The 24926-nt window shown below is 55.5% G+C and carries 34 protein-coding genes and 1 pseudogene; all 35 read right to left on the minus strand.

Going from position 1 to position 24926, the window contains the following annotated elements; genetic code table 11:
* Nucleotides 1–44: 44 nt before the first annotated feature.
* On the minus strand, nucleotides 45–509 hold the full coding sequence (gene bfr / locus PSH91_RS23760) for a bacterioferritin (protein WP_025215751.1): 465 nt from the start codon (nucleotides 507–509) through the stop codon (nucleotides 45–47).
* Nucleotides 510–666: 157 nt separating this feature from the next.
* On the minus strand, nucleotides 667–2115 hold the full coding sequence (locus tag PSH91_RS23765) for a catalase (protein ID WP_047229769.1): 1449 nt from the start codon (nucleotides 2113–2115) through the stop codon (nucleotides 667–669).
* Nucleotides 2116–2339: 224 nt separating this feature from the next.
* Complete coding sequence (rplQ, locus tag PSH91_RS23770; protein WP_003186009.1) at nucleotides 2340–2726, minus strand: 50S ribosomal protein L17; 387 nt, start codon at nucleotides 2724–2726, stop codon at nucleotides 2340–2342.
* Between the two features lie 42 nt (nucleotides 2727–2768).
* The gene (rpoA, locus tag PSH91_RS23775) at nucleotides 2769–3770 is read right to left on the minus strand and encodes a DNA-directed RNA polymerase subunit alpha (protein WP_003186012.1); all 1002 of its coding nucleotides are present in this window, start codon (nucleotides 3768–3770) and stop codon (nucleotides 2769–2771) included.
* A 22-nt stretch (nucleotides 3771–3792) separates the two neighbouring features.
* Nucleotides 3793–4413, minus strand: coding sequence for a 30S ribosomal protein S4 (gene rpsD, locus PSH91_RS23780; protein ID WP_003176404.1), 621 nt, complete (start codon nucleotides 4411–4413; stop codon nucleotides 3793–3795).
* Nucleotides 4414–4431: 18 nt separating this feature from the next.
* Nucleotides 4432–4821: a 30S ribosomal protein S11 gene (rpsK, locus tag PSH91_RS23785; RefSeq protein ID WP_002555466.1), complete on the minus strand. Its 390-nt coding sequence runs from the start codon at nucleotides 4819–4821 to the stop codon at nucleotides 4432–4434.
* A gap of 30 nt (nucleotides 4822–4851) precedes the next feature.
* Nucleotides 4852–5208, minus strand: coding sequence for a 30S ribosomal protein S13 (gene rpsM, locus PSH91_RS23790; protein WP_047229770.1), 357 nt, complete (start codon nucleotides 5206–5208; stop codon nucleotides 4852–4854).
* A gap of 130 nt (nucleotides 5209–5338) precedes the next feature.
* Entirely contained in the window at nucleotides 5339–5455 is a 117-nt protein-coding gene (gene rpmJ / locus PSH91_RS23795) for a 50S ribosomal protein L36 (RefSeq protein ID WP_002555468.1), read from the minus strand.
* 30 nt (nucleotides 5456–5485) lie between these two features.
* On the minus strand, nucleotides 5486–6814 hold the full coding sequence (gene secY / locus PSH91_RS23800) for a preprotein translocase subunit SecY (protein ID WP_047229771.1): 1329 nt from the start codon (nucleotides 6812–6814) through the stop codon (nucleotides 5486–5488).
* Nucleotides 6815–7252, minus strand: a complete 438-nt coding sequence (gene rplO, locus PSH91_RS23805) for a 50S ribosomal protein L15 (RefSeq protein ID WP_003186032.1) — start codon at nucleotides 7250–7252, stop codon at nucleotides 6815–6817. It abuts the gene before it with no gap.
* Nucleotides 7253–7255: 3 nt separating this feature from the next.
* Nucleotides 7256–7432, minus strand: coding sequence for a 50S ribosomal protein L30 (gene rpmD / locus PSH91_RS23810; RefSeq protein WP_003186033.1), 177 nt, complete (start codon nucleotides 7430–7432; stop codon nucleotides 7256–7258).
* Between the two features lie 2 nt (nucleotides 7433–7434).
* A complete protein-coding gene (rpsE, locus tag PSH91_RS23815; RefSeq protein WP_003186035.1) occupies nucleotides 7435–7935 on the minus strand; it encodes a 30S ribosomal protein S5 in 501 nt (166 codons plus the stop codon).
* A 3-nt stretch (nucleotides 7936–7938) separates the two neighbouring features.
* Nucleotides 7939–8289: a 50S ribosomal protein L18 gene (rplR, locus tag PSH91_RS23820; protein WP_003186037.1), complete on the minus strand. Its 351-nt coding sequence runs from the start codon at nucleotides 8287–8289 to the stop codon at nucleotides 7939–7941.
* A gap of 10 nt (nucleotides 8290–8299) precedes the next feature.
* Nucleotides 8300–8833, minus strand: a complete 534-nt coding sequence (gene rplF, locus PSH91_RS23825; RefSeq protein WP_003186039.1) for a 50S ribosomal protein L6 — start codon at nucleotides 8831–8833, stop codon at nucleotides 8300–8302.
* A 12-nt stretch (nucleotides 8834–8845) separates the two neighbouring features.
* A complete protein-coding gene (gene rpsH, locus PSH91_RS23830) occupies nucleotides 8846–9238 on the minus strand; it encodes a 30S ribosomal protein S8 (protein WP_017848802.1) in 393 nt (130 codons plus the stop codon).
* Nucleotides 9239–9448: 210 nt separating this feature from the next.
* Complete coding sequence (rpsN, locus tag PSH91_RS23835) at nucleotides 9449–9754, minus strand: 30S ribosomal protein S14 (protein WP_003186042.1); 306 nt, start codon at nucleotides 9752–9754, stop codon at nucleotides 9449–9451.
* 13 nt (nucleotides 9755–9767) lie between these two features.
* Nucleotides 9768–10307 (minus strand): 50S ribosomal protein L5, encoded by a 540-nt coding sequence (gene rplE, locus PSH91_RS23840; RefSeq protein ID WP_003186044.1) that lies wholly within the window; start codon nucleotides 10305–10307, stop codon nucleotides 9768–9770.
* Between the two features lie 20 nt (nucleotides 10308–10327).
* Complete coding sequence (gene rplX / locus PSH91_RS23845; protein WP_003186046.1) at nucleotides 10328–10642, minus strand: 50S ribosomal protein L24; 315 nt, start codon at nucleotides 10640–10642, stop codon at nucleotides 10328–10330.
* Between the two features lie 11 nt (nucleotides 10643–10653).
* Nucleotides 10654–11022: a 50S ribosomal protein L14 gene (gene rplN / locus PSH91_RS23850; protein ID WP_002555479.1), complete on the minus strand. Its 369-nt coding sequence runs from the start codon at nucleotides 11020–11022 to the stop codon at nucleotides 10654–10656.
* 23 nt (nucleotides 11023–11045) lie between these two features.
* A complete protein-coding gene (gene rpsQ / locus PSH91_RS23855) occupies nucleotides 11046–11312 on the minus strand; it encodes a 30S ribosomal protein S17 (protein WP_003194644.1) in 267 nt (88 codons plus the stop codon).
* A gap of 2 nt (nucleotides 11313–11314) precedes the next feature.
* Nucleotides 11315–11506 (minus strand): 50S ribosomal protein L29, encoded by a 192-nt coding sequence (gene rpmC, locus PSH91_RS23860; RefSeq protein WP_002555481.1) that lies wholly within the window; start codon nucleotides 11504–11506, stop codon nucleotides 11315–11317.
* The gene (gene rplP, locus PSH91_RS23865) at nucleotides 11506–11919 is read right to left on the minus strand and encodes a 50S ribosomal protein L16 (RefSeq protein WP_003186052.1); all 414 of its coding nucleotides are present in this window, start codon (nucleotides 11917–11919) and stop codon (nucleotides 11506–11508) included. The genes rpmC and rplP overlap by 1 nt, the downstream gene beginning before the upstream one ends.
* Before the next feature lie 12 nt (nucleotides 11920–11931).
* Nucleotides 11932–12618 (minus strand): 30S ribosomal protein S3, encoded by a 687-nt coding sequence (rpsC, locus tag PSH91_RS23870; protein ID WP_003176422.1) that lies wholly within the window; start codon nucleotides 12616–12618, stop codon nucleotides 11932–11934.
* 13 nt (nucleotides 12619–12631) lie between these two features.
* Entirely contained in the window at nucleotides 12632–12964 is a 333-nt protein-coding gene (gene rplV / locus PSH91_RS23875; protein WP_003103908.1) for a 50S ribosomal protein L22, read from the minus strand.
* Nucleotides 12965–12975: 11 nt separating this feature from the next.
* Nucleotides 12976–13251 carry a 30S ribosomal protein S19 gene (rpsS, locus tag PSH91_RS23880; RefSeq protein WP_002555486.1) on the minus strand — a complete coding sequence of 92 codons (276 nt, stop codon included), beginning with the start codon at nucleotides 13249–13251 and terminating at the stop codon, nucleotides 12976–12978.
* Nucleotides 13252–13267: 16 nt separating this feature from the next.
* On the minus strand, nucleotides 13268–14092 hold the full coding sequence (gene rplB / locus PSH91_RS23885; RefSeq protein ID WP_003186055.1) for a 50S ribosomal protein L2: 825 nt from the start codon (nucleotides 14090–14092) through the stop codon (nucleotides 13268–13270).
* Nucleotides 14093–14106: 14 nt separating this feature from the next.
* The gene (gene rplW / locus PSH91_RS23890) at nucleotides 14107–14406 is read right to left on the minus strand and encodes a 50S ribosomal protein L23 (RefSeq protein WP_002555488.1); all 300 of its coding nucleotides are present in this window, start codon (nucleotides 14404–14406) and stop codon (nucleotides 14107–14109) included.
* Nucleotides 14403–15005, minus strand: a complete 603-nt coding sequence (gene rplD, locus PSH91_RS23895) for a 50S ribosomal protein L4 (protein ID WP_003186057.1) — start codon at nucleotides 15003–15005, stop codon at nucleotides 14403–14405. Before rplD ends, rplW begins: the two co-directional genes overlap by 4 nt.
* Nucleotides 15006–15017: 12 nt before the next feature.
* Nucleotides 15018–15653: a 50S ribosomal protein L3 gene (gene rplC, locus PSH91_RS23900; protein WP_003186059.1), complete on the minus strand. Its 636-nt coding sequence runs from the start codon at nucleotides 15651–15653 to the stop codon at nucleotides 15018–15020.
* Between the two features lie 80 nt (nucleotides 15654–15733).
* Nucleotides 15734–16045, minus strand: coding sequence for a 30S ribosomal protein S10 (gene rpsJ / locus PSH91_RS23905; RefSeq protein WP_003186070.1), 312 nt, complete (start codon nucleotides 16043–16045; stop codon nucleotides 15734–15736).
* 155 nt (nucleotides 16046–16200) lie between these two features.
* On the minus strand, nucleotides 16201–17394 hold the full coding sequence (tuf, locus tag PSH91_RS23910) for an elongation factor Tu (protein WP_003186103.1): 1194 nt from the start codon (nucleotides 17392–17394) through the stop codon (nucleotides 16201–16203).
* A 30-nt stretch (nucleotides 17395–17424) separates the two neighbouring features.
* Nucleotides 17425–19530, minus strand: a complete 2106-nt coding sequence (fusA, locus tag PSH91_RS23915; protein WP_047230481.1) for an elongation factor G — start codon at nucleotides 19528–19530, stop codon at nucleotides 17425–17427.
* Between the two features lie 30 nt (nucleotides 19531–19560).
* Nucleotides 19561–20031: a 30S ribosomal protein S7 gene (gene rpsG / locus PSH91_RS23920; RefSeq protein WP_003186074.1), complete on the minus strand. Its 471-nt coding sequence runs from the start codon at nucleotides 20029–20031 to the stop codon at nucleotides 19561–19563.
* 102 nt (nucleotides 20032–20133) lie between these two features.
* Nucleotides 20134–20505 (minus strand): 30S ribosomal protein S12, encoded by a 372-nt coding sequence (gene rpsL, locus PSH91_RS23925; protein WP_003186084.1) that lies wholly within the window; start codon nucleotides 20503–20505, stop codon nucleotides 20134–20136.
* 216 nt (nucleotides 20506–20721) lie between these two features.
* A pseudogene (gene rpoC / locus PSH91_RS23930) lies at nucleotides 20722–24926 on the minus strand (DNA-directed RNA polymerase subunit beta').

The raw sequence follows: 24926 nt of genomic DNA on the forward strand, positions 1-24926 counted from the left end.
GTGGGAATGCAGCTTGGGACGCTCTGCGTTCCCTTTCCCTGCAATCAGAACTGCGACTGCAGGTAATTTTCCAGGCCTATCAACTTGATCAGGCCCAGCTGCTTCTCGAGCCAGTAGGTATGGTCTTCTTCGGTGTCGTTGAGCTGGATGCGCAGGATCTCGCGGGTCACGTAATCGTTGTGCTGTTCGCAGAGCTCAATGCCCTTGCACAGCGCGGCACGGACTTTGTATTCCAGGCGCAGGTCGGCCGCGAGCATGTCTGGCACCGTGGTGCCGATGTCCAGATCATCAGGGCGCATGCGTGGCGTACCTTCGAGCATGAGGATCCGGCGCATCAACGCATCGGCGTGCTGGGCCTCTTCTTCCATCTCATGGTTGATACGTTCGTAGAGCTCGGTAAAACCCCAGTCCTCGTACATCCGCGAGTGGATGAAATATTGATCACGGGCTGCCAGTTCGCCTGTCAGCAGCGTGTTGAGGTAATCGATTACGTCTGGGTGACCTTGCATCGCCCTACATCTCCACAAGCTTTGAAGGCTCTAGTTTGAACCAAGCTGACCGCAAGGTCACTCGCCTATCGCGATAAAAGCGAAGAAAATCCGAGAAAAGCCGGTTAAATAACGCAAAAACCGCCCAATTGAGGGCGGTTCTGCTTCTCGTTTAGACTTAGTTAAGCTGTACGCCCAACGCTTTCGCGATGCCTTCACCGTAAGCGACATCCGCTTTGAAGAAGTGCTGCAACTGACGATCGACGACATCCGCCGATACACCGGCCATCGCACCCGCGATGTTGCTGATCAGCAGCGCTTTCTGGGCATCATTCATCAAGCGGAACAGCGCACCGGCGTGACTGTAGTAGTCGGTATCTTCGCGGTGATCGTAACGGTCTGCCGAACCACCGAGCGCCAGCGCCGGTTCAGCATAACGCGGAGCCTGCTTGGGGGCCTCGACGTAGCTGTTGGGCTCGTAGTTCGGTGCTGCACCGCCATTGCTGCCGAACGCCATGGCTCCGTCGCGCTGGTAAGTGTTGACCGGGCTGCGCGGGGCGTTGACTGGCAATTGCTGGTGATTGGTACCCACACGGTAGCGGTGTGCATCAGCGTAGGCGAACACACGACCTTGCAGCATGCGGTCTGGCGAAAGGCCAACCCCTGGAACCATATTGCTCGGCCCGAACGCCGCCTGCTCAACTTCAGCGAAGTAGTTCAGCGGGTTACGGTTGAGTTCCAACTCGCCGACCTCGATCAACGGAAACTCCTTCTGCGACCAGGTCTTGGTCACGTCGAACGGGTTCTCGTAATGGGCCGCCGCCTGGGCCTCGGTCATGATCTGGATGCAGACGCTCCACTTCGGGAAATCGCCACGCTCGATCGCATTGAACAGATCACGCTGAGCGTAATCCGGGTCGGTGCCCGCCAGGCGTGCAGCTTCAGCCGGCGTCAGGTTCTTGATCCCTTGCTTGGTCTTGTAGTGCCATTTCACCCAGTGACGCTCACCCTGGGCACTGATCAGGCTATAGGTGTGGCTGCCAAAGCCGTGCATGTGACGGTAGCCATCGGGAATGCCACGATCAGAGAACAGAATGGTGACCTGGTGCAAAGCCTCAGGCGAATGCGACCAGAAATCCCACATCATTTGGGCACTTTTCAGATTGCTTTGGGGCAGGCGCTTCTGCGTATGGATGAAATCGGGGAATTTCAGCGGATCGCGGATGAAGAACACAGGGGTGTTATTACCCACGATGTCCCAGTTCCCTTCCTCGGTGTAGAACTTCAGGGCGAAACCGCGTGGATCGCGCTCAGTATCGGCAGAGCCACGCTCGCCACCCACGGTGGAAAAACGCAGGAACGTCGGGGTCTGTTTGCCGACCGACTCAAACAGCTTGGCGCTGGTGTACTGGGTGATATCCCGGGTTACGGTAAATGTGCCGTAAGCGCCCGATCCCTTAGCGTGTACACGGCGCTCGGGAATGTTCTCGCGATTGAAGTGAGCGAGCTTCTCGATAAGGTGGAAGTCGTCGAGCAACAGCGGGCCACGCGGGCCAGCGGAGCGAGAGTTCTGGTTATCGGCGACAGGAGCGCCGCTGGCGGTCGTAAGCGTTTTGGTCTGGCTCATGCTCAATCTTCCTAGGTCGGTCTTCAAACTGCCGGCTAATCGGCTGGAAAGGAGTATTGATCATGTTAATGACAGTATCCAAATTCATTAAATCATGGACATCGATAGTCATTATCTAATGCTGTCGCATTGCCAAGCGCAAGCCAGCCATCAGAGGTGACTGCCACTTTTTGACCGGGCACAAAAAACCGGGCACAAGGCCCGGTTATTTGTATGTTGCCGACTTACTCAGCGGATACAGCTTCACCGCTGGTAGCACGATCAACCAACTCGACGTACGCCATAGGCGCGTTGTCGCCAGCGCGGAAACCGCACTTGAGGATGCGCAGGTAGCCACCCTCACGGGTAGCGTAACGCTTGCCCAGGTCGTTGAAGAGCTTACCAACGATAGCTTTCGAACGAGTACGGTCGAAAGCCAGACGGCGGTTAGCCAAGCTATCTGTCTTGGCCAAAGTGATCAGCGGCTCAGCAACGCGGCGCAGTTCTTTGGCTTTCGGCAGTGTAGTTTTGATCAGCTCGTGCTCGAACAGCGACACCGCCATGTTTTGGAACATGGCCTTGCGGTGCGAGCTGGTGCGGCTCAGGTGACGACCACTTTTACGATGACGCATGGTTCATTCCTTACCAAACACAACGTTCGGTGATTACGACGATCAGGCAGTCGCCTTGTCGTCCTTCTTAAGACTTGCAGGCGGCCAGTTGTCGAGGCGCATGCCGAGGGACAGACCGCGGGAGGCCAGAACGTCCTTGATTTCAGTCAAGGATTTCTTGCCAAGGTTCGGAGTCTTCAACAGCTCTACTTCGGTGCGCTGAATCAGGTCGCCGATGTAGTAGATGTTTTCCGCCTTAAGGCAGTTAGCCGAACGTACAGTCAGTTCCAGATCGTCAACCGGGCGAAGCAGGATCGGATCGATCTCGTCTTCCTGCTCGACAACCACTGGCTCACTGTCACCCTTGAGGTCGACGAACGCAGCCAACTGCTGTTGCAGGATGGTTGCAGCGCGGCGAATGGCCTCTTCAGGATCCAGGGTACCGTTGGTTTCCAGATCAATAACCAGCTTGTCCAGGTTGGTACGCTGTTCGACACGGGCGTTTTCCACCACGTATGCGATACGGCGAACCGGGCTGAACGAAGAGTCGAGCTGCAAGCGACCGATGCTGCGGCTTTCGTCTTCATCGCTCTGACGCGAGTCTGCCGGTTCATAACCACGACCACGAGCTACGGTGAGCTTCATGTTCAGGGCGCCGTTAGACGCCAGGTTAGCGATTACGTGATCGGGGTTAACGATCTCGACATCATGATCCAGCTGAATATCGGCAGCGGTAACCACCCCCGAACCCTTCTTCGACAAGGTCAGCGTAACTTCGTCACGACCGTGCAGCTTGATAGCCAGACCTTTAAGGTTCAACAGGATTTCAATTACATCTTCCTGTACACCTTCGATGGCGCTGTACTCATGGAGCACACCGTCAATCTCGGCCTCGACTACTGCACAGCCGGGCATTGAGGACAACAGGATGCGGCGCAGCGCGTTGCCCAGGGTGTGGCCGAAACCACGCTCGAGAGGCTCGAGTGTGATCTTGGCGCGGGTTGGACTGACAACCTGCACATCAATATGGCGGGGTGTCAGGAACTCATTTACCGAAATCTGCATGGATGCACCTATTTTCTAGCCCTTACTTGGAGTAGAGCTCGACAATCAGGCTTTCGTTGATGTCGGCGGACAGATCACTGCGAGCAGGAACGTTCTTGAAAACGCCCGACTTCTTCTCAGTGTCTACTTCTACCCATTCTACGCGGCCACGTTGGGCACACAGATCGAGAGCTTGGACAATGCGAAGTTGGTTCTTTGCTTTCTCGCGAACAGCAACCACGTCACCAGCACGAACCTGGTAGGACGGAACGTTTACGGTCTGACCGTTAACGCTGATCGACTTGTGCGATACCAGCTGACGGGATTCGGCACGAGTAGAACCGAAACCCATACGGTATACAACGTTGTCCAGACGGCATTCGAGCAGTTGCAACAGGTTTTCGCCGGTTGCGCCCTTCTTGCCAGCTGCTTCTTTGTAGTAGCCGCTGAATTGACGCTCGAGAACGCCGTAGATACGACGGACCTTCTGCTTTTCACGCAGTTGGGTGCCGTAATCGGACTGGCGACCGCGGCGTTGGCCGTGGATACCAGGTGCTGCTTCAATGTTGCACTTCGATTCGATCGCGCGCACGCCGCTCTTCAGAAAGAGATCGGTGCCTTCGCGACGAGCGAGTTTGCATTTTGGACCAATGTAACGAGCCATTCTTTACAATCTCCTGGATTACACGCGGCGCTTCTTCGGCGGACGGCACCCGTTGTGCGGGATTGGCGTCACGTCGGTGATGCTGGCGATCTTGTAGCCACAGCCGTTCAAAGCGCGGACTGCGGATTCACGACCCGGACCTGGACCCTTGACGTTAACGTCGAGGTTTTTCAGACCGTATTCCAGCGCAGCTTGACCAGCACGCTCAGCAGCTACTTGAGCAGCGAACGGGGTGGACTTGCGGGAACCGCGGAAACCCGAACCACCGGAGGTTGCCCAGGAAAGAGCGTTACCTTGACGGTCGGTAATGGTCACGATGGTGTTGTTAAAAGAAGCATGGATGTGGGCGATGCCATCAACCACTGTCTTTTTAACTTTTTTACGAGGACGAGCAGCAGGTTTTGCCATGATTAAATTCCTGTCGATTCGCTGGGGCGATTACTTGCGGATCGGCTTACGCGGACCTTTACGGGTACGCGCGTTGGTCTTGGTACGCTGACCGCGTACTGGAAGACCACGACGATGACGCAGACCGCGATAGCAACCGAGGTCCATCAAGCGCTTGATTTTCATGTTGATTTCGCGACGCAGGTCACCTTCAGTGGTGAACTTCGCCACTTCGCCACGCAGCTGTTCAATCTGCTCGTCGCTCAGATCTTTGATCTTTGCCGCTGGGTTTACCCCAGACACTGCACAAATTTTCTGTGCAGTAGTGCGACCAACACCATAGATGTAGGTCAGCGAGATAACAGTATGCTTGTTATCTGGAATGTTAACGCCTGCAATACGGGCCATTCAGTGGGACTCCAATTGACAGCTACCTACGCCCCGGAAGCCAAGAAATAGGGCGCGAGATAATATCGCTGTAATAACAAATAATCAACCCGGCAGCGCACTAGCTGCCGGGCTTAAAGCACAATCACACTCAGCCTTGGCGCTGTTTGTGACGCGGTTCCGCGCTGCAAATTACCCGAACAACGCCTTCGCGGCGAATAATCTTGCAGTTACGGCACAGCTTTTTCACCGATGCACGAACTTTCATCACCAACTCCTCGAACCTTATGGACGCTACTCAGCGCAACATGCCGCTGCCGTAGCCCTTCAGGTTGGCTTTCTTCATCAGGGATTCGTACTGGTGCGAAACGAGGTGCGATTGTACTTGGGACATGAAGTCCATCACAACCACGACCACGATCAGCAACGAGGTCCCGCCAAGGTAGAACGGAACGTTTGCCGCAACCACCAGGAACTGGGGAAGCAAGCAGACGGCCGTCATATAGAGAGCACCGAACAAGGTCAAACGAGTCAAAACGCCATCAATGTAGCGCGCCGACTGCTCGCCTGGACGGATACCCGGAATAAAGGCACCGGACTTCTTCAGGTTTTCCGCTACGTCTTTCGGATTGAACATCAACGCCGTATAGAAGAAGCAGAAGAAAATAATCCCTGCACTAAACAGCAGAATATTCAACGGCTGACCAGGAGCGATCGACTGCGAGATGTCCTGCAGCCAGCCCATACCTTCAGACTGACCAAACCAGGCACCCAGCGAAGCCGGGAACAGCAAAATGCTGCTCGCAAAAATAGCCGGGATAACACCGGCCATATTCACCTTCAGCGGCAAGTGGCTAGTCTGCGCAGCAAATACCTTGCGGCCCTGCTGACGCTTGGCGTAGTGAACAGCAATACGACGCTGACCACGCTCAATGAACACCACGAAACCGATAATCGCTACTGCCAGCAAACCGATCGCAACCAGGGCAAAAATGTTGATGTCACCCTGACGCGCAGACTCGAAAGACTGCCCGATCGCTCTCGGAAGACCGGCGACGATACCTGCGAAAATCAACATCGAGATACCGTTGCCAACACCACGCTCAGTAATCTGCTCACCCAGCCACATCATGAACATCGCACCCGCCACAAACGTGGTTACTGCGACGAAATGGAAGCCAAAGTCACCAGTGAACGCTACGCCTTGCCCTGCCAGACCGATGGACATGCCAACAGCCTGGACAAGAGCAAGGACGACGGTGAGGTAGCGGGTGTACTGGCTGATCTTGCGACGGCCAGCTTCACCTTCCTTCTTCAACTGTTCCAGCTGTGGGCTGACGGCGGTCATCAGTTGCATGATGATCGATGCCGAGATGTACGGCATGATCCCCAGAGCAAAGATACTCATCCGTTCCAGCGCACCGCCGGAAAACATGTTGAACAAGCTAAGAATGGTCCCCTCATTCTGTCGAAACAGGTCCGCGAGTCGGTCCGGGTTGATACCTGGAACCGGGATGTGTGCGCCTATTCGGTAGACGATAATCGCCAGGAACAGAAAACGCAGACGAGCCCAGAGTTCAGACATACCGCCTTTGCCGAGCGCAGAGAGAGCACCTTGCTTAGCCATTTATTCCTCGAACTTGCCGCCAGCTGCTTCGATAGCCGCACGCGCACCTTTGGTGGCGCCGATTCCCTTTCCGATGGTGACAGCGCGAGCAACTTCGCCCGACAGCATGATTTTCACACGCTGTACGTTCTGGTTGATCACGTTGGCATCCTTCAGGGACTGCACGGTGACGATGTCGCCATCCACTTTAGCCAGCTCGGACAGACGCACTTCTGCGCGATCCATGGCCTTCAGGGAAACGAAACCGAACTTCGGCAGGCGACGATGCAGCGGCTGTTGACCGCCTTCAAAGCCTGGAGCAATGGTGCCACCGGAGCGGGAGGTTTGACCTTTGTGGCCACGGCCACCGGTCTTGCCCAAACCACTGCCGATACCACGGCCCGGACGATGCTTTTCGCGACGGGAACCCGGCGCTGGACTCAGATCATTGAGTTTCATCGATTAACCCTCTACACGCAGCATGTAGTAGGCCTTGTTGATCATCCCGCGATTCTCGGGAGTATCCAGGACCTCTACAGTGTGACCGATGCGACGCAGACCCAAACCCTTAACGCACAGTTTGTGGTTAGGGATGCGGCCGGTCATGCTTTTGATCAGCGTAACTTTTACGGTAGCCATGATCAGAAGATCTCCTTGACGCTTTTGCCACGCTTGGCGGCAATGGATTCAGGAGACTGCATTGCTTTCAAACCCTTGAAAGTGGCGTGAACCACGTTTACTGGGTTAGTCGAGCCGTAGCACTTGGCCAGAACGTTCTGAACGCCAGCAACCTCGAGGACAGCACGCATAGCGCCGCCAGCGATGATACCGGTACCTTCAGAAGCAGGCTGCATGTACACCTTCGAAGCGCCATGGGCGGACTTCATTGCGTACTGCAGAGTGGTGCCGTTCAGATCAACCTGGATCATGTTGCGGCGAGCAGCTTCCATTGCCTTCTGGATCGCAGCAGGCACTTCACGCGACTTGCCACGGCCGAAGCCAACACGCCCTTTACCATCACCAACCACGGTCAACGCGGTGAAAGTGAAGATACGGCCGCCTTTAACGGTTTTGGCTACGCGGTTAACTTGAACCAGCTTCTCGATGTAGCCTTCGTCGCGCTTTTGGTCGTTATTTGACATAACTTAGAACTCCAGCCCAGCTTCACGAGCAGCATCAGCCAGCGCCTTGACGCGGCCGTGGTACTTGAAGCCAGAGCGGTCGAAAGCCACCTGCGAGACGCCAGCGGCTTTAGCACGCGTAGCGACCAGCTGGCCAACCTTAGTGGCCGCGTCGATGTTGCCAGTGGCGCCATCACGCAGTTCTTTATCCAAAGTCGAGGCACTTGCCAGGACTTTGTTGCCGTCGGCCGAAATGACCTGGGCGTAGATGTGCTGCGACGAGCGGAACACGCAGAGACGCACGACTTCGAGTTCGTGCATTTTCAGGCGTGCTTTGCGAGCGCGACGCAGTCGAGTAACTTTTTTGTCGGTCATTTGCTATGCCCTACTTCTTCTTGGCTTCTTTACGACGGACGACTTCGTCCGCGTAGCGCACACCTTTGCCTTTGTACGGCTCTGGTGGACGGAAGTCGCGGATCTCGGCGGCCACTTGACCTACCAGCTGCTTGTCGATGCCCTTGATCAGGATATCGGTCTGGCTAGGAGTCTCAGCGGTGATGCCTTCCGGCAGTTCATAATCCACTGGGTGCGAGAAGCCAAGAGCCAGGTTCAGCACTGTGCCTTTTGCTTGCGCCTTGTAACCAACACCGACCAGCTGGAGCTTGCGCTCGAAGCCTTGGCTTACGCCTTGGACCATGTTGTTTACCAACGCACGAGTGGTACCAGCCATTGCGCGAGTCTGTTGATCGCCATTGCGAGCAGCGAAACGCAGCTCACCAGCTTCTTCAACAATCTCAACGGACGAATGGATGTTCAGTTGCAGAGTGCCCTTGGCACCCTTCACCGAAAGCTGTTGGCCTGCGAATTTGACTTCGACACCGGCTGGCAGCTTAACGGGGTTCTTAGCGACGCGTGACATGCTTATCCCCCCTTAGAACACAGTGCAAAGAACTTCGCCGCCGACACCGGCAGCGCGCGCAGCACGATCCGTCATCACACCTTTGTTGGTGGAGACGATAGACACACCGAGACCGCCACGAACTTTTGGCAGATCCTCGACGGACTTGTACTGACGCAGGCCTGGACGGCTAACGCGCTTCACTTCCTCGATGACCGGACGGCCTTCGAAGTACTTCAGCTCGATGGACAGCAGTGGCTTGATTTCGCTGCTGATCTGATAACCCGCAATGTAACCTTCGTCCTTCAGGACTTTGGCAACAGCTACCTTCAAAGTAGAAGATGGCATGCTTACGACGGACTTTTCAGCCATCTGGGCATTACGGATACGAGTTAGCATGTCCGCTAACGGGTCCTGCATACTCATGGGCTAGACGCTCCTAATACACAAAAAATTAGCCTTTCGGCTACTACGTGTCGCCGAGTACATCCGCGCGATAAAAGCACGGGCTCAGGCGAGCCGGGTATTCTAGACACACCCCACAAATGAATCAAGCCCCAAAAGGGGCTTGATTCAAGTTCAAGGTCACCGGCGGTCAGGATCTTGCGACCCCGAACACCGAGACATTGACAGTGCTTACCAGCTGGCTTTAACCAGACCTGGAACGTCACCACGCATTGCAGCTTGACGCAGCATGTTACGGCCGAGGCCGAACTTGCGGTACACGCCGTGCGGACGACCAGTCAGGCGGCAGCGGTTACGCATGCGCGAAGCGCTTGCATCACGTGGCTGCTTCTGCAGTGCTACGGTAGCTTCCCAGCGCGCTTCTGGACTTGCGTTCAGATCAACGATGATAGCTTTCAGCGCTGCACGCTTGGTGGCGTACTTGGCAACGGTGAGCTGACGCTTCAGCTCACGGTTTTTCATGCTCTTCTTGGCCATTTTCCTACTCCAATCAGTTGCGGAACGGGAATTTGAAAGCGCGCAGCAGTGCGCGACCTTCGTCATCCGTCCGAGCAGTGGTGGTCAGGGTAATGTCCAGACCGCGGAGAGCGTCGATCTTGTCGTAATCGATTTCCGGGAAAATGATCTGCTCTTTAACGCCCATGCTGTAGTTACCACGACCATCGAAGGACTTGGCATTCAGGCCGCGGAAGTCGCGAACCCGAGGCAGGGAGATCGACAGCAGACGATCCAGGAACTCGTACATACGCTCACGGCGCAGGGTCACTTTGACGCCGATCGGCCAACCTTCACGGACTTTAAAGCCAGCGATGGATTTCCGAGCGTAAGTCACAACGACTTTCTGACCGGTGATCTTTTCCAGGTCAGCAACAGCGTGCTCGATGACTTTTTTGTCGCCGATCGCTTCGCCCAGACCCATGTTCAGGGTGATTTTGGTAACGCGCGGAACTTCCATCACGTTCGAAAGCTTAAGTTCTTCCTTAAGCTTCGGTGCGATTTCCTTCCGGTAAATCTCTTTTAGTCGTGCCATGGTCTTCTACCTAGCAGTGTTCAAGCATCAACCGCTTTTTGGGTCGACTTGAAGACACGAATTTTCTTACCGTCTTCTACTTTGAAACCAACGCGGTCAGCCTTGTTGGTTTCGCCGTTGAAAATGGCGACGTTGGAAGCGTGCAGTGGCGCTTCTTTCTCGACGATACCGCCCTGTACGCCCGACATCGGGTTAGGCTTGGTATGGCGCTTGACCAGGTTCAGGCCACCAACAACCAGACGGTTGTCAGCGAGAACCTTCAGCACCTTACCGCGCTTACCCTTGTCCTTGCCGGCGATCACGATGATCTCGTCGTCACGACGAATCTTTTGCATGTCGGATCTCCTTACAGCACTTCTGGGGCGAGCGAGACGATCTTCATGAACTTCTCAGTACGAAGCTCACGGGTCACTGGCCCAAAGATACGGGTGCCGATTGGCTCTTGCTTGTTGTTCAACAGAACAGCAGCGTTGCCATCAAAGCGGATGATGGAGCCGTCAGCGCGACGAACACCGTGGCGAGTGCGGACTACAACAGCAGTCATCACTTGGCCTTTTTTCACCTTACCGCGAGGAATTGCTTCCTTGACGGTAACTTTGATGATGTCACCAATACCAGCGTAACGACGATGGGAGCCACCCAGCACCTTGATGCACATAACACGGCGAGCGCCGCTGTTATCGGCCACATCGAGCATGGATTGAGTCTGAATCATATAATTTCTCCGACCCCTAGCCCTTAGACTTCCACAGCGCGTTCGAGAACATCAACCAGCGCCCAAGACTTGGTCTTGGCCATCGGACGAGTTTCACGAATAGTGACTTTGTCGCCGATGTGGCACTGATTGGTTTCGTCGTGCGCGTGCAGCTTAGTCGAACGCTTAACGTATTTACCGTAGATCGGGTGCTTAACGCGACGCTCGATCAGAACGGTGATGGTTTTGTCCATCTTGTCGCTGACAACACGGCCAGTCAGCGTACGGACAGTTTTTTCGGCTTCAGCCATGATTACTTACCTGCCTGCTGGTTGAGCACAGTTTTCACGCGAGCGATGTCACGCTTAACTTGCGAGAGCAGATGAGACTGCCCCAACTGGCCAGTTGCTTTCTGCATACGCAGATTGAACTGGTCGCGCAGCAGGCCGAGCAGTTGCTCGTTCAGCTGCTGTGCTGATTTTTCACGAAGTTCATTCGCTTTCATCACATCACCGTCCGTTTAACAAAGGAGGTGGCGAGCGGCAGCTTTGCAGCAGCCAGGGCGAAAGCCTCACGCGCCAGCTCTTCAGAAACACCCTCGATTTCATACAGGACTTTGCCTGGCTGAATCTGGGCAACCCAGTACTCCACGTTACCCTTACCTTTACCCATCCGAACTTCGAGTGGCTTCTTGGTGACAGGCTTGTCCGGGAATACACGGATCCAGATCTTGCCGCCACGTTTTACGTGACGGGTCAGAGCACGACGCGCTGACTCGATCTGACGAGCGGTGAGACGACCACGAGCAACAGACTTCAGCGCGAACTCGCCGAAGCTGACTTTGCTACCGCGCAATGCCAGGCCACGGTTGTGACCGGTCATCTGCTTGCGGAACTTCGTACGCTTTGGTTGCAACATTTGGCGTACCCCTTACTTAGCAGCTTTTTTACGAGGCGCTGGTGCTTGTGGCTTCAGCTCTTCTTGGCGACCACCAATTACTTCGCCTTTGAAGATCCAAACCTTTACACCGATCACACCGTAGGTGGTGTGAGCTTCGTAGTTGGCATAGTCGATGTCGGCACGCAGGGTGTGCAGTGGCACACGACCTTCGCGATACCATTCAGTACGTGCGATTTCAGCACCGCCGAGACGACCGCTCACTTGGATTTTGATGCCTTTGGCACCAATGCGCATTGCGTTCTGTACAGCGCGCTTCATAGCGCGACGGAACATTACACGACGCTCCAGCTGCTGAGCTACGCTCTGCGCAACCAGCATACCGTCGAGCTCCGGCTTGCGGATCTCTTCGATATTGATGTGCACAGGCACACCCATTTGCTTGGTCAGGTCCTGACGCAGCTTCTCAACATCTTCACCTTTCTTCCCGATAACGATACCTGGACGAGCAGTGTGGATGGTGATGCGTGCAGTCTGCGCCGGACGATGGATATCGATACGGCTTACGGACGCGCTTTTTAGTTTGTCTTGGAGATACTCACGCACCTTCAGATCAGCGAACAAGTAGTCCGCATAAGTCCGACCGTCTGCGTACCAGACGGAGGTGTGCTCCTTGACGATTCCCAGGCGAATGCCAATGGGATGTACTTTCTGACCCATCTCTTCGACTCCGTTACTTGTCAGCAACCTTGACAGTGATATGGCAAGACCGCTTGACGATGCGATCAGCACGGCCTTTGGCACGTGGCATGATGCGCTTCAGCGAACGCCCTTCGTTGACGAAAACGGTGCTGACCTTCAGGTCATCAACATCTGCGCCTTCGTTATGCTCGGCGTTGGCTACGGCCGACTCCAGCACTTTCTTCATGATCTCGGCGGCTTTCTTACTGCTGAAAGCCAACAGGTTGAGCGCTTCGCCCACCTTCTTCCCGCGGATCTGGTCGGCGACCAAGCGGGCTTTCTGGGCGGAGATTCGAGCGCCCGACAACTTAGCGGCTACTTCCATTTCCTTACCCCTTAACGCTTGGCTTTCTTGTCAGCCACGTGCCCACGGTATGTGCGGGTACCGGCAAACTCGCCCAGTTTGTGGCCGACCATGTCTTCGTTAACGAGAACTGGGACGTGTTGGCGACCGTTGTGTACTGCGATGGTCAGACCGACCATTTGTGGCAGGATCATCGAACGACGCGACCAGGTCTTAACTGGTTTGCGATCGTTCTTTTCCGCCGCCACTTCGATCTTCTTCAGTAGGTGAAGATCAATAAAAGGACCTTTTTTCAGAGAACGTGGCACTGTCGTATCCCTCTATTTACTTGCGACGACGGACGATCATTTTGTCGGTACGCTTATTACCACGAGTCTTCGCGCCCTTAGTCGGGAAGCCCCATGGCGATACCGGATGACGACCACCAGAGGTACGACCTTCACCACCACCATGTGGGTGGTCAACCGGGTTCATGGCAACACCACGAACGGTTGGGCGAACGCCACGCCAGCGCTTGGCACCAGCTTTACCCAACGAACGCAGGCTGTGCTCGGAGTTCGAGACTTCGCCCAGGGTCGCACGGCACTCAGCCAGTACTTTACGCATCTCACCAGAACGCAGACGCAGGGTCACGTAGACACCTTCACGAGCGATCAACTGAGCCGAAGCACCAGCGGAACGAGCGATCTGTGCGCCTTTACCTGGCTTCAATTCGATGCCGTGTACGGTGCTACCAACTGGAATGTTACGCAGCTGCAGAGCGTTGCCCGGCTTGATCGGTGCCAAAGCACCTGCGATCAGCTGGTCGCCAGCACTCACGCCTTTAGGGGCGATGATGTAGCGACGCTCGCCATCTGCGTACAGCAGCAGAGCGATGTGAGCAGTACGGTTTGGATCGTATTCGATACGCTCGACGGTGGCAGCGATGCCATCCTTGTCGTTGCGACGGAAGTCGACCAGACGATAATGCTGCTTATGACCACCACCGATGTGACGAGTGGTAATACGGCCATTGTTGTTACGACCACCAGACTTCGATTTTTTCTCGAGCAGCGGTGCGTGAGGAGCGCCTTTATGCAGCTCCTGGTTGACCACCTTGACCACAAAACGGCGGCCAGGGGAAGTCGGTTTGCATTTAACGATTGCCATGATGCACCCCTTCCTTACTCAGCACTGCTGCTGAAATCGAGATCTTGGCCTGGCTGAAGGGAGATAACTGCCTTCTTCCAGTCATTACGCTTGCCCAGACCGCGAGCAGTGCGCTTGCTCTTACCCAGAACATTCAGGGTAGTAACGCGCTCTACTTTCACGCTGAACAGGCTTTCGACGGCCTTCTTGATTTCCAGCTTGGTTGCGTCGGTAGCAACCTTGAAAACGAACTGGCCTTTCTTGTCTGCCAGAACCGTAGCCTTCTCGGAAACGTGCGGGCCAAGCAGAACTTTAAATACGCGTTCCTGGTTCATCCCAGCAGCTCCTCGAATTTCTTCACGGCCGACACGGTGATCAACACCTTGTCGTATGCGATCAGACTGACCGGATCGGAACCTTGCACGTCACGAACATCAACGTGTGGCAGGTTGCGAGCAGCCAGGTACAGGTTCTGATCAACAGCGTCAGACACGATCAGGACGTCAGTCAGGCCCATGCCGTTCAGCTTGTTCAGCAGATCTTTGGTTTTCGGTGCTTCAACAGCGAAGTCCTGAACCACGACCAGACGATCAGTACGCACCAGCTCAGCAAGGATGGAACGCATTGCTGCGCGATACATCTTCTTGTTCAGCTTCTGGGAGTGATCCTGAGGACGAGCTGCAAAAGTGGTACCGCCGCCACGCCAGATTGGGCTACGGATAGTACCGGCACGAGCACGGCCAGTACCTTTCTGACGCCATGGGCGCTTACCGCCACCAGAAACGTCGGAACGGGTCTTTTGCTGCTTGCTACCTTGACGGCCGCCAGCCATGTAGGCCACGACTGCTTGGTGAACCAGCGTCTCGTTGAATTCGCCGCCAAATGTCAGTTCGGAAACTTCGATCGCTTGAGCGTCATTTACATTTAATTGCATGTCAGCTTCCCCTTAACCGCGAGCCTTGGCTGCTGGACGTACAACCAAGTTGCCGCCAGTAGCGCCAGGAACAGCGCCCTTGACCAACAACAGATTGCGTTCAGCGTCCACGCGCACTACTTCGAGGGACTGCACGGTCACGCGCTCAGCGCCCATATGACCGGACATTTTTTTGCCCTTGAATACACGACCAGGAGTCTGGCACTGGCCGATAGAGCCTGGAACGCGGTGGGATACGGAGTTACCGTGGGTGTTATCTTGCCCGCGGAAGTTCCAACGCTTGATCGTACCCTGGAAGCCTTTACCCTTGGACTGACCGGTTACATCAACCAGTTGACCAGCAGCGAAGATTTCAGCGTTGATCAGATCGCCGGCCTGGTACTCGCCTTCTTCAAGGCGGAATTCCATTACGGTACGACCAGCGGCAACGTTCGCCTTGGCGAAGTGGCCAGCTTGAGCAGCTGTTACACGCGAAGCACGACGCTCGCCGACAGTGACTTGCACTGCACGATAGCCATCGGTCTCTTCAGTTTTGAACTGGGTGACGCGATTCGGCTCGATCTCAATGACCGTGACCGGAATGGAGACACCTTCTTCGGTGAAAATACGGGTCATACCGCATTTACGACCGACTACACCAATAGTCATGTTGTAAACCTCATGAGTGTACGGGGCTTTCACCCGCTATGGCCGCCCATTTCAGAGCGTTACACGACCAAGACCGAGTCTTAGCCGAGGCTGATCTGCACTTCCACACCGGCCGCAAGATCAAGCTTCATAAGTGCATCAACGGTTTTATCCGTTGGCTGGACGATGTCCAGAACGCGCTTATGAGTACGGATCTCGTACTGGTCACGCGCGTCTTTGTTGACGTGCGGGGAGACCAGAACGGTGAACCGCTCTTTACGGGTAGGCAGTGGAATTGGACCACGCACTTGAGCACCAGTACGTTTCGCGGTTTCCACGATTTCCTGGGTGGATTGGTCGATCAGGCGATGGTCAAAAGCCTTCAACCTGATACGGATTTGCTGATTTTGCATTGGATTTCAGACTCCGGCTGCTATTCCCACCGAGCGCAATACGCCCGTTAAAAGGAGGCGCAATTCTATAGACGCCCCTGATAGGTGTCAACCCAATAAAAAAGCCCCCGCTAGGCGGGGGCTCTTCAACTCATCGAGCTGACTCTACAAGAGACTTACTCGATGACTTTGGCTACGACGCCAGCGCCGACGGTACGACCGCCTTCACGGATAGCGAAACGCAGACCGTCTTCCATCGCGATGGTCTTGATCAGAGTGACAGTCATCTGGATGTTGTCACCTGGCATTACCATTTCAACGCCTTCTGGCAGCTCGCAGTTACCGGTCACGTCAGTTGTACGGAAGTAGAACTGTGGACGGTAGCCTTTGAAGAACGGAGTATGACGGCCGCCTTCTTCCTTGCTCAGAACGTAAACTTCTGCAGTGAACTTGGTGTGCGGCTTGACGGTGCCTGGCTTGACCAGAACCTGGCCACGCTCAACGTCGTCACGCTTGGTGCCGCGCAGCAGTACGCCGCAGTTCTCGCCAGCACGACCTTCGTCGAGCAGCTTGCGGAACATTTCAACGCCGGTGCAGGTAGTTTTCTGAGTGTCGCGCAGACCGACGATCTCAACTTCTTCCTGGATGCGGACGATGCCACGCTCAACACGACCAGTCACAACAGTACCGCGACCGGAGATCGAGAATACGTCTTCGATTGGCATCAGGAACGGCTTGTCGATAGCACGCTCTGGCTCTGGGATGTAGCTGTCCAGAGTTTCCACCAGCTTCTTGACAGCGGTGGTGCCCATTTCGTTGTCGTCTTGGCCGTTCAGAGCCATCAGAGCCGAACCGATGATGATTGGAGTGTCATCACCTGGGAAGTCGTAAGTGCTCAGCAGATCGCGCACTTCCATCTCAACCAGTTCCAGCAGCTCAGCGTCGTCAACCATGTCAGCCTTGTTCAGGAAGACAACGATGTACGGAACGCCTACCTGACGGGACAGCAGGATGTGCTCACGGGTTTGTGGCATCGGACCATCAGCGGCCGAGCAAACCAGGATCGCGCCGTCCATCTGGGCAGCACCAGTGATCATGTTTTTTACGTAGTCGGCGTGACCTGGGCAGTCAACGTGTGCGTAGTGACGCACGGCCGAATCGTATTCAACGTGAGCGGTGTTGATGGTGATACCGCGAGCTTTCTCTTCCGGGGCGCTGTCGATCTTGTCGAAGTCAACCTTGGCCGAACCGAAAACTTCGGAGCAGACACGGGTCAGAGCAGCGGTCAGCGTGGTTTTACCGTGGTCGACGTGACCGATGGTGCCAACGTTGACGTGCGGTTTGTTCCGTTCAAATTTTTCTTTAGCCACGACAATTAACTCCTAGCTTAAAGGGCTGAATCAGCCTTGCTTTTTGGTAACAGTTTCGACGATATGCGACGGAGCTGTATTGTATTTTTTGAATTCCATAGAGTAGCTCGCGCGACCCTGAGACATGGAACGAACGTCGGTTGCGTAACCGAACATTTCACCCAACGGAACCTCGGCACGAATGACCTTGCCGGAAACCGTATCTTCCATACCCAGAATCATGCCACGACGACGGTTAAGGTCGCCCATGACATCACCCATGTAGTCTTCAGGCGTAACAACCTCTACCGCCATGATCGGCTCAAGCAACTCACCACCGCCCTTCTGGGCCAGTTGCTTGGTCGCCATGGAAGCAGCCACCTTGAACGCCATCTCGTTGGAGTCGACGTCGTGGTAAGAACCATCGAACACAGTCGCCTTCAGGCCGATCAGCGGATAGCCGGCAACAACGCCGTTCTTCATCTGCTCTTCGATACCCTTCTGGATCGCCGGGATGTATTCCTTAGGAACCACACCACCTACGACTTCGTTCACGAATTGCAGACCTTCCTGACCTTCGTCAGCCGGTGCAAAGCGAATCCAGCAGTGACCAAACTGGCCACGACCACCGGACTGGCGAACGAACTTGCCTTCGATTTCACAGTTCTTCGTGATGCGCTCACGATAGGAAACCTGAGGCTTGCCGATGTTGGCTTCGACATTGAACTCACGGCGCATCCGGTCAACCAGGATGTCCAGGTGCAACTCGCCCATGCCAGAGATGATCGTTTGACCGGTCTCTTCATCAGTCTTGACGCGGAAAGATGGATCTTCCTGAGCAAGTTTGCCCAGAGCGATACCCATTTTTTCCTGGTCATCCTTGGTTTTTGGCTCAACGGCAACCGAAATAACCGGCTCCGGGAAGTCCATGCGCACCAGGATGATCGGCTTGTCAGCGTTGCACAAGGTTTCACCGGTGGTGACGTCCTTCATGCCGATCAAGGCCGCGATGTCGCCAGCGCGCACTTCCTTGATCTCTTCGCGGGCGTTTGCGTGCATTTGCACCATACGACCCACACGCTCTTTCTTGCCCTTAACAGAGTTGATCACGCCGTCACCGGAGTTCAACACGCCCGAGTAAACCCGAACGAAGGTCAAGGTGCCCACGAATGGGTCGGTAGCGATCTTGAACGCCAGGGCCGCGAAAGGCTCGTCGTCGCTTGCATGACGCTCCATTTCCTCTTCCTCGTTATCAGGGTTGGAACCCTTGATAGCAGGAATGTCGGTTGGAGCAGGCAGGAAGTCGATCACAGCATCGAGAACCAGGGGAACACCCTTGTTCTTGAAGGAAGAACCGCAAACAGCCAGAACGATCTCACCAGCGATGGTACGCTGACGCAGAGCGGCCTTGATTTCCTCGTTGGTGAGCTCTTCACCCTCAAGGTACTTGTTCATCAGCTCTTCGTTGGCTTCGGCCGCAGCCTCAACCATGTTGCCGCGCCACTTCTCGGCTTCTTCCAGCAACTCTGCCGGGATGTCCTTGCGAACAGGAACCATACCCTTGTCAGAATCGTTCCAGTAGACAGCTTGCATGTTGATCAGATCGATCTGACCCTGGAAGTTGTCTTCGGAACCGATAGCCAGCTGGATCGGCACCGGAGTGTGACCCAGACGCTGCTTGATCTGACCGATCACGCGCAGGAAGTTGGCACCAGCACGGTCCATCTTGTTTACGTAAACAAGACGTGGAACACCGTATTTGTTGGCCTGACGCCATACGGTTTCCGACTGAGGCTCAACACCCGAGGTACCGCAGAACACAACCACAGCGCCGTCGAGTACACGCAGGGAACGCTCAACTTCAATGGTGAAGTCCACGTGACCCGGGGTATCGATAACGTTGAAGCGATGCTCGTGCGGATACTGCTTCTCGGAACCCTTCCAGAAGGCGGTAATGGCAGCAGAAGTAATGGTAATACCACGCTCCTGCTCCTGCACCATCCAGTCGGTGGTCGCGGCGCCATCATGCACCTCGCCCATCTTGTGACTTTTGCCAGTGTAAAAAAGGACGCGCTCAGTGGTGGTGGTTTTACCAGCATCCACGTGGGCAACGATACCGATGTTACGGTAGCGATTAATCGGTGTAGTACGAGCCATAAAGCCCTCGCAAATTGAGTGACGCTAGAATTAGAAGCGGTAGTGCGAGAAAGCCTTGTTGGCTTCAGCCATACGGTGCACGTCTTCACGCTTCTTAACTGCAGCACCTTTACCTTCAGCAGCGTCCAACAGTTCGCCAGCCAAACGCAGAGCCATGGACTTCTCACCGCGCTTGCGGGCGAAGTCTACCAACCAGCGCATTGCCAGGGCGTTACGACGGGACGGACGAACTTCGACCGGAACCTGGTAAGTAGCACCGCCTACACGGCGCGACTTCACTTCGACCAGCGGAGCGATGGCGTCGAGAGCTTTCTCGAAGATTTCCAGGGGATCGCTGTTCTTGCGTTCCTTAACTTTGTCCAGTGCGCCATAAACAATACGCTCGGCAACGGCTTTCTTGCCGCTTTCCATTACGTGGTTCATGAACTTGGCGAGAATCTGGCTTCCGTATTTCGGATCGTCCAGAATCTCACGTTTGGCTGCTACGCGACGTCTTGGCATTGATAAGCCCTCAAACGGTCTTCAGGTTAGCCCGGGACAGCTAATGCGTGCCCGACCTTACTCTTATCGACTCAATAAAATGAAAAACTGCAAAACGGCCGATTACTTCGGACGCTTGGTACCGTACTTCGAACGACCCTGGTTACGACCTTTAACGCCGGAAGTATCCAAAGAACCGCGAACGGTGTGGTAACGAACACCTGGCAAGTCTTTTACACGACCGCCGCGGATCAGTACCACGCTGTGCTCTTGCAGGTTGTGGCCTTCACCACCGATGTACGAGGAAACCTCGAAACCGTTGGTCAGACGCACACGGCATACTTTACGCAGTGCCGAGTTAGGTTTTTTCGGCGTGGTGGTATACACACGGGTGCATACGCCACGACGTTGCGGGCAGTTCTGCAGCGCAGGCACGTCGGATTTCTCGACGATACGCTTACGCGGCTGACGTACCAGCTGGTTGATAGTTGCCATCTACTAGCTCCACTGTTGTCTTGCGACGCTATTGTCTTACAAGAAAAGCAAAATGGCAGGAACGAATTCCCGCCAAATTTAGGGGATCAAGAGTCTAAAGAGGATCTTGTTCCCAGTCAAGGCAAGGCCCCGACCTCCCCGCCCGCCGGATCTCGACAATTTGTCTCGATCCAGCAAACGGGATGACCAGGGCCAGGCACTTAATTACCGCAGAACTCAGTTACCGCTCGAGTTCAGTGCTTCGGTCAGTGCAGCTTCCACTTCACTGGCGCTTACGCGCAACGGCTTGTCTGCATCACGACGACGCTTGCGCTCGCTGTGATAGGCCAAACCGGTACCAGCCGGGATCAGACGACCCACGACCACGTTTTCTTTCAGGCCGCGCAGGTAATCGCGCTTGCCGGTTACCGCCGCTTCGGTCAGTACACGGGTGGTTTCCTGGAAGGAAGCCGCCGAGATGAACGATTCGGTGGACAACGACGCCTTGGTGATACCCAGCAGCACGCGAGTGAACTTGGAGACGAACTTGTCTTCCGTCGCCAGGCGCTCGTTTTCCACCAGCACGTGAGTCAGCTCCATCTGGTCGCCCTTGATGAAACTCGAATCGCCGGATTCAGCGATCTCAACTTTACGCAGCATCTGACGCAGGATGGTCTCGATGTGCTTGTCGTTGATCTTCACGCCTTGCAGACGGTAAACGTCCTGGATCTCGTTCACGATGTACTTGGCCAGCGCACTCACACCCAGCAGACGCAGGATGTCGTGTGGATCGCTCGGGCCGTCGGAGATAACTTCGCCGCGGTTTACCTGTTCGCCTTCGAAGACGTTCAGGTGACGCCACTTCGGAATCAGCTCTTCGTACGGATCGCTACCGTCGTTCGGCGTGATGACCAGACGGCGCTTGCCCTTGGTCTCTTTACCGAACGCGATGGTGCCGCTGACCTCAGCCAGAATCGAGGCTTCTTTCGGACGACGAGCTTCGAACAAGTCGGCAACACGCGGCAGACCACCGGTGATGTCGCGGGTTTTCGAAGTTTCCTGCGGGATACGAGCGATAACATCACCGATCGCGATCCGCGCACCGTCCGCAACACCGACCAGGGCGTTGGCTGGCAGGAAATACTGAGCGATTACGTCAGTGCCTGGCAGCAACAGATCCTTGCCGTTGTCGTCGACCATCTTCACGGCCGGACGGATGTCCTTGCCAGCAGCTGGACGATCTTTCGCGTCAAGTACTTCAATGTTGGTCATACCGGTCAATTCGTCAGTCTGACGCTTGATCGTGATGCCTTCTTCCATGCCCACGTAGGTCACGGTACCTTTCATTTCGGTCACGATCGGGTGGGTGTGCGGATCCCACTTGGCCACGATAGCGCCAGCGTCGACCTTGTCACCTTCCTTGACCGAAATCACAGCACCGTACGGCAGCTTGTAGCGCTCGCGCTCGCGACCGAAGTCGTCAGCGATCGCCAGCTCACCGGAACGGGATACAGCCACCAGGTGACCGTCCACGCGCTCTACGTGCTTGAGGTTGTGCAGACGGACAGTACCGCCATTCTTCACCTGAACGCTGTCAGCTGCGGAGGTTCGGCTGGCCGCACCACCGATGTGGAACGTACGCATCGTCAGCTGGGTACCCGGCTCACCGATGGACTGGGCAGCGATAACGCCGACCGCTTCACCGATGTTCACCTGGTGACCACGAGCCAGGTCGCGACCGTAGCACTTGGCGCAGATGCCGTAGCGGGTTTCGCAGCTGATCGGCGAACGTACGATCACTTCGTCGATGCTGTTGAGTTCGATGAACTCGACCCACTTCTCGTCAACCAGGGTGCCGGCAGGAACGATTACGTCCTCGGTACCCGGCTTGAATACGTCACGGGCGATGACACGACCCAATACGCGCTCACCCAGCGGCTCTACAACGTCACCGCCTTCAATGTGATGTGCGGAGTCATTACCAGGCCGTGTTCGGTGCCGCAATCGATCTCGGTCACGACCAGATCCTGCGCAACGTCTACCAGACGACGAGTCAGGTAACCGGAGTTCGCCGTTTTCAACGCGGTATCCGCAAGACCCTTACGAGCACCGTGAGTGGAGATGAAGTACTGGAGTACGCTCAAACCTTCACGGAAGTTCGCGGTAATCGGGGTCTCGATGATGGAACCGTCCGGCTTGGCCATCAGGCCACGCATACCGGCGAGCTGACGGATCTGCGCAGCAGAACCCCGTGCGCCCGAGTCGGCCATCATGTACATCGAGTTGAAGGACTCTTGGTCGACTTCGTTGCCATGACGGTCGATGACCTTCTCTTTCGAGAGGTTGGCCATCATCGCCTTGGATACTTCGTCGTTCGCCTTGGACCAGAGGTCGATCACCTTGTTGTACTTCTCGCCCTGGGTTACCAGGCCGGAGGCGTACTGACTTTCGATCTCTTTCACTTCCTCGGTAGCAGCACCGATGATGCGGGCTTTTTCGTCCGGGATAACGAAGTCGTTAACACCGATGGAAACGCCGGAAATGGTCGAATAGGCAAAACCGGTGTACATCAACTGGTCAGCGAAGATCACGGTCTCTTTCAGACCAACCACGCGGTAGCACTGGTTGATCAGCTTGGAGATCGCCTTTTTCTTCATCGGCAGGTTGACGACGTCGAAGGACAGACCTTTTGGCACAACCTGGAACAACAGCGCACGGCCGACGGTGGTGTCGACGATACGGGTGTTGGTCACGCTGCCGCCATCACGATCGTTCACGGTTTCGTTGATCCGCACTTTGACCTTGGCGTGCAGTGCGGCTTCGCCGGCACGGAACACACGGTCAACTTCCTGCAGATCCGCGAACACACGACCTTCGCCCTTGGCGTTGATCGCTTCACGAGTCATGTAGTACAGACCCAATACAACGTCCTGCGACGGAACGATGATTGGCTCACCGTTGGCTGGCGACAGGATGTTGTTGGTCGACATCATCAGCGCACGCGCTTCGAGCTGGGCTTCCAGCGTCAGCGGTACGTGCACGGCCATTTGGTCGCCGTCGAAGTCGGCGTTGTACGCAGCACAGACCAGAGGGTGCAGCTGGATGGCCTTACCTTCGATCAGTACCGGTTCAAACGCCTGGATACCCAGACGGTGAAGGGTCGGTGCACGGTTGAGCAGCACTGGGTGTTCGCGAATCACTTCGGCGAGAACGTCCCAAACCTCTGGCAGCTCGCGCTCGACCATCTTCTTGGCGGCTTTGATGGTGGTCGCGAGACCACGCATTTCCAGCTTGCCGAAAATGAACGGCTTGAACAGCTCCAGAGCCATTTTCTTAGGCAGACCGCACTGGTGCAGACGCAGGGTCGGGCCTACGGTAATTACCGAACGACCGGAGTAGTCAACACGCTTACCGAGCAAGTTCTGACGGAAACGACCCTGCTTACCCTTGATCATGTCAGCCAGGGACTTCAGAGGACGCTTGTTGGAACCGGTGATAGCGCGGCCACGGCGACCGTTGTCGAGCAATGCGTCGACAGCTTCCTGCAACATACGCTTTTCGTTGCGCACGATGATGTCCGGAGCGGACAGATCGAGCAGGCGCTTCAAGCGGTTGTTACGGTTGATCACTCGACGATACAGATCGTTGAGGTCGGAAGTCGCGAAACGACCGCCATCGAGCGGAACCAGTGGACGCAGGTCTGGCGGCAGAACCGGCAGAACGGTCAGCACCATCCACTCAGGCAGGTTGCCGGAACCCTGGAAGGCCTCCATCAACTTCAGACGCTTGGACAGCTTCTTGATCTTGGTTTCGGAGTTGGTTTGCGGAATTTCTTCACGCAGACGGCCAATCTCGTGCTCCAGGTCGATCGCGTGCAGCAGCTCACGGACAGCTTCGGCACCCATGCGGGCATCGAAATCGTCGCCGAACTCTTCCAGCGCTTCGAAGTACTGCTCGTCGTTGAGCAGCTGACCTTTTTCAAGGGTGGTCATGCCCGGGTCGATAACGACATAGCTCTCGAAGTAGAGAACGCGCTCGATATCACGCAGGGTCATGTCCATCAGCAAGCCGATACGGGACGGCAGCGATTTCAGGAACCAGATGTGGGCAACCGGCGAGGCCAGTTCGATGTGCGCCATGCGCTCACGACGAACTTTTGCCAGCGCGACTTCAACGCCGCACTTCTCGCAGATCACACCACGGTGCTTCAAGCGCTTGTACTTACCGCACAGGCACTCGTAATCCTTTACCGGGCCAAAGATCTTGGCGCAGAACAGGCCGTCACGCTCGGGTTTGAACGTACGGTAGTTGATGGTTTCCGGCTTTTTAACTTCACCGAACGACCACGAACGGATCATCTCAGGCGAGGCCAATCCGATACGGATGGCGTCGAACTCTTCGACTTGACCCTGGTTTTTCAGCAAATTCAGTAGGTCTTTCAA

This window comes from Pseudomonas sp. FP1154, assembly GCF_030687245.1.
GTDB lineage: Bacteria > Pseudomonadota > Gammaproteobacteria > Pseudomonadales > Pseudomonadaceae > Aquipseudomonas > Aquipseudomonas rhizophila.

What these genes read in the sequence shown, in the direction of transcription:
- bfr (WP_025215751.1), bottom strand. Translation starts at nt 509, where the DNA reads ATGCAAGGTCACCCAGACGTAATCGATTACCTCAACACGCTGCTGACA.
- PSH91_RS23765 (WP_047229769.1), bottom strand. Translation starts at nt 2,115, where the DNA reads ATGAGCCAGACCAAAACGCTTACGACCGCCAGCGGCGCTCCTGTCGCC.
- rplQ (WP_003186009.1), bottom strand. Translation starts at nt 2,726, where the DNA reads ATGCGTCATCGTAAAAGTGGTCGTCACCTGAGCCGCACCAGCTCGCAC.
- rpoA (WP_003186012.1), bottom strand. Translation starts at nt 3,770, where the DNA reads ATGCAGATTTCGGTAAATGAGTTCCTGACACCCCGCCATATTGATGTG.
- rpsD (WP_003176404.1), bottom strand. Translation starts at nt 4,413, where the DNA reads ATGGCTCGTTACATTGGTCCAAAATGCAAACTCGCTCGTCGCGAAGGC.
- rpsK (WP_002555466.1), bottom strand. Translation starts at nt 4,821, where the DNA reads ATGGCAAAACCTGCTGCTCGTCCTCGTAAAAAAGTTAAAAAGACAGTG.
- rpsM (WP_047229770.1), bottom strand. Translation starts at nt 5,208, where the DNA reads ATGGCCCGTATTGCAGGCGTTAACATTCCAGATAACAAGCATACTGTT.
- rpmJ (WP_002555468.1), bottom strand. Translation starts at nt 5,455, where the DNA reads ATGAAAGTTCGTGCATCGGTGAAAAAGCTGTGCCGTAACTGCAAGATT.
- secY (WP_047229771.1), bottom strand. Translation starts at nt 6,814, where the DNA reads ATGGCTAAGCAAGGTGCTCTCTCTGCGCTCGGCAAAGGCGGTATGTCT.
- rplO (WP_003186032.1), bottom strand. Translation starts at nt 7,252, where the DNA reads ATGAAACTCAATGATCTGAGTCCAGCGCCGGGTTCCCGTCGCGAAAAG.
- rpmD (WP_003186033.1), bottom strand. Translation starts at nt 7,432, where the DNA reads ATGGCTACCGTAAAAGTTACGCTGATCAAAAGCATGACCGGCCGCATC.
- rpsE (WP_003186035.1), bottom strand. Translation starts at nt 7,935, where the DNA reads ATGTCAAATAACGACCAAAAGCGCGACGAAGGCTACATCGAGAAGCTG.
- rplR (WP_003186037.1), bottom strand. Translation starts at nt 8,289, where the DNA reads ATGACCGACAAAAAAGTTACTCGACTGCGTCGCGCTCGCAAAGCACGC.
- rplF (WP_003186039.1), bottom strand. Translation starts at nt 8,833, where the DNA reads ATGTCACGCGTCGCTAAGAACCCCGTTAAGCTGCCAGCCGGTGTCGAA.
- rpsH (WP_017848802.1), bottom strand. Translation starts at nt 9,238, where the DNA reads ATGAGTATGCAGGACCCGTTAGCGGACATGCTAACTCGTATCCGTAAT.
- rpsN (WP_003186042.1), bottom strand. Translation starts at nt 9,754, where the DNA reads ATGGCCAAGAAGAGCATGAAAAACCGTGAGCTGAAGCGTCAGCTCACC.
- rplE (WP_003186044.1), bottom strand. Translation starts at nt 10,307, where the DNA reads ATGGCACGACTAAAAGAGATTTACCGGAAGGAAATCGCACCGAAGCTT.
- rplX (WP_003186046.1), bottom strand. Translation starts at nt 10,642, where the DNA reads ATGCAAAAGATTCGTCGTGACGACGAGATCATCGTGATCGCCGGCAAG.
- rplN (WP_002555479.1), bottom strand. Translation starts at nt 11,022, where the DNA reads ATGATTCAGACTCAATCCATGCTCGATGTGGCCGATAACAGCGGCGCT.
- rpsQ (WP_003194644.1), bottom strand. Translation starts at nt 11,312, where the DNA reads ATGGCTGAAGCCGAAAAAACTGTCCGTACGCTGACTGGCCGTGTTGTC.
- rpmC (WP_002555481.1), bottom strand. Translation starts at nt 11,506, where the DNA reads ATGAAAGCGAATGAACTTCGTGAAAAATCAGCACAGCAGCTGAACGAG.
- rplP (WP_003186052.1), bottom strand. Translation starts at nt 11,919, where the DNA reads ATGTTGCAACCAAAGCGTACGAAGTTCCGCAAGCAGATGACCGGTCAC.
- rpsC (WP_003176422.1), bottom strand. Translation starts at nt 12,618, where the DNA reads ATGGGTCAGAAAGTACATCCCATTGGCATTCGCCTGGGAATCGTCAAG.
- rplV (WP_003103908.1), bottom strand. Translation starts at nt 12,964, where the DNA reads ATGGAAGTAGCCGCTAAGTTGTCGGGCGCTCGAATCTCCGCCCAGAAA.
- rplB (WP_003186055.1), bottom strand. Translation starts at nt 14,092, where the DNA reads ATGGCAATCGTTAAATGCAAACCGACTTCCCCTGGCCGCCGTTTTGTG.
- rplW (WP_002555488.1), bottom strand. Translation starts at nt 14,406, where the DNA reads ATGAACCAGGAACGCGTATTTAAAGTTCTGCTTGGCCCGCACGTTTCC.
- rplD (WP_003186057.1), bottom strand. Translation starts at nt 15,005, where the DNA reads ATGCAATTAAATGTAAATGACGCTCAAGCGATCGAAGTTTCCGAACTG.
- rplC (WP_003186059.1), bottom strand. Translation starts at nt 15,653, where the DNA reads ATGACTATTGGTGTAGTCGGTCGTAAATGCGGTATGACCCGTATTTTC.
- rpsJ (WP_003186070.1), bottom strand. Translation starts at nt 16,045, where the DNA reads ATGCAAAATCAGCAAATCCGTATCAGGTTGAAGGCTTTTGACCATCGC.
- fusA (WP_047230481.1), bottom strand. Translation starts at nt 19,530, where the DNA reads ATGGCTCGTACTACACCGATTAATCGCTACCGTAACATCGGTATCGTT.
- rpsG (WP_003186074.1), bottom strand. Translation starts at nt 20,031, where the DNA reads ATGCCAAGACGTCGCGTAGCAGCCAAACGTGAGATTCTGGACGATCCG.
- rpsL (WP_003186084.1), bottom strand. Translation starts at nt 20,505, where the DNA reads ATGGCAACTATCAACCAGCTGGTACGTCAGCCGCGTAAGCGTATCGTC.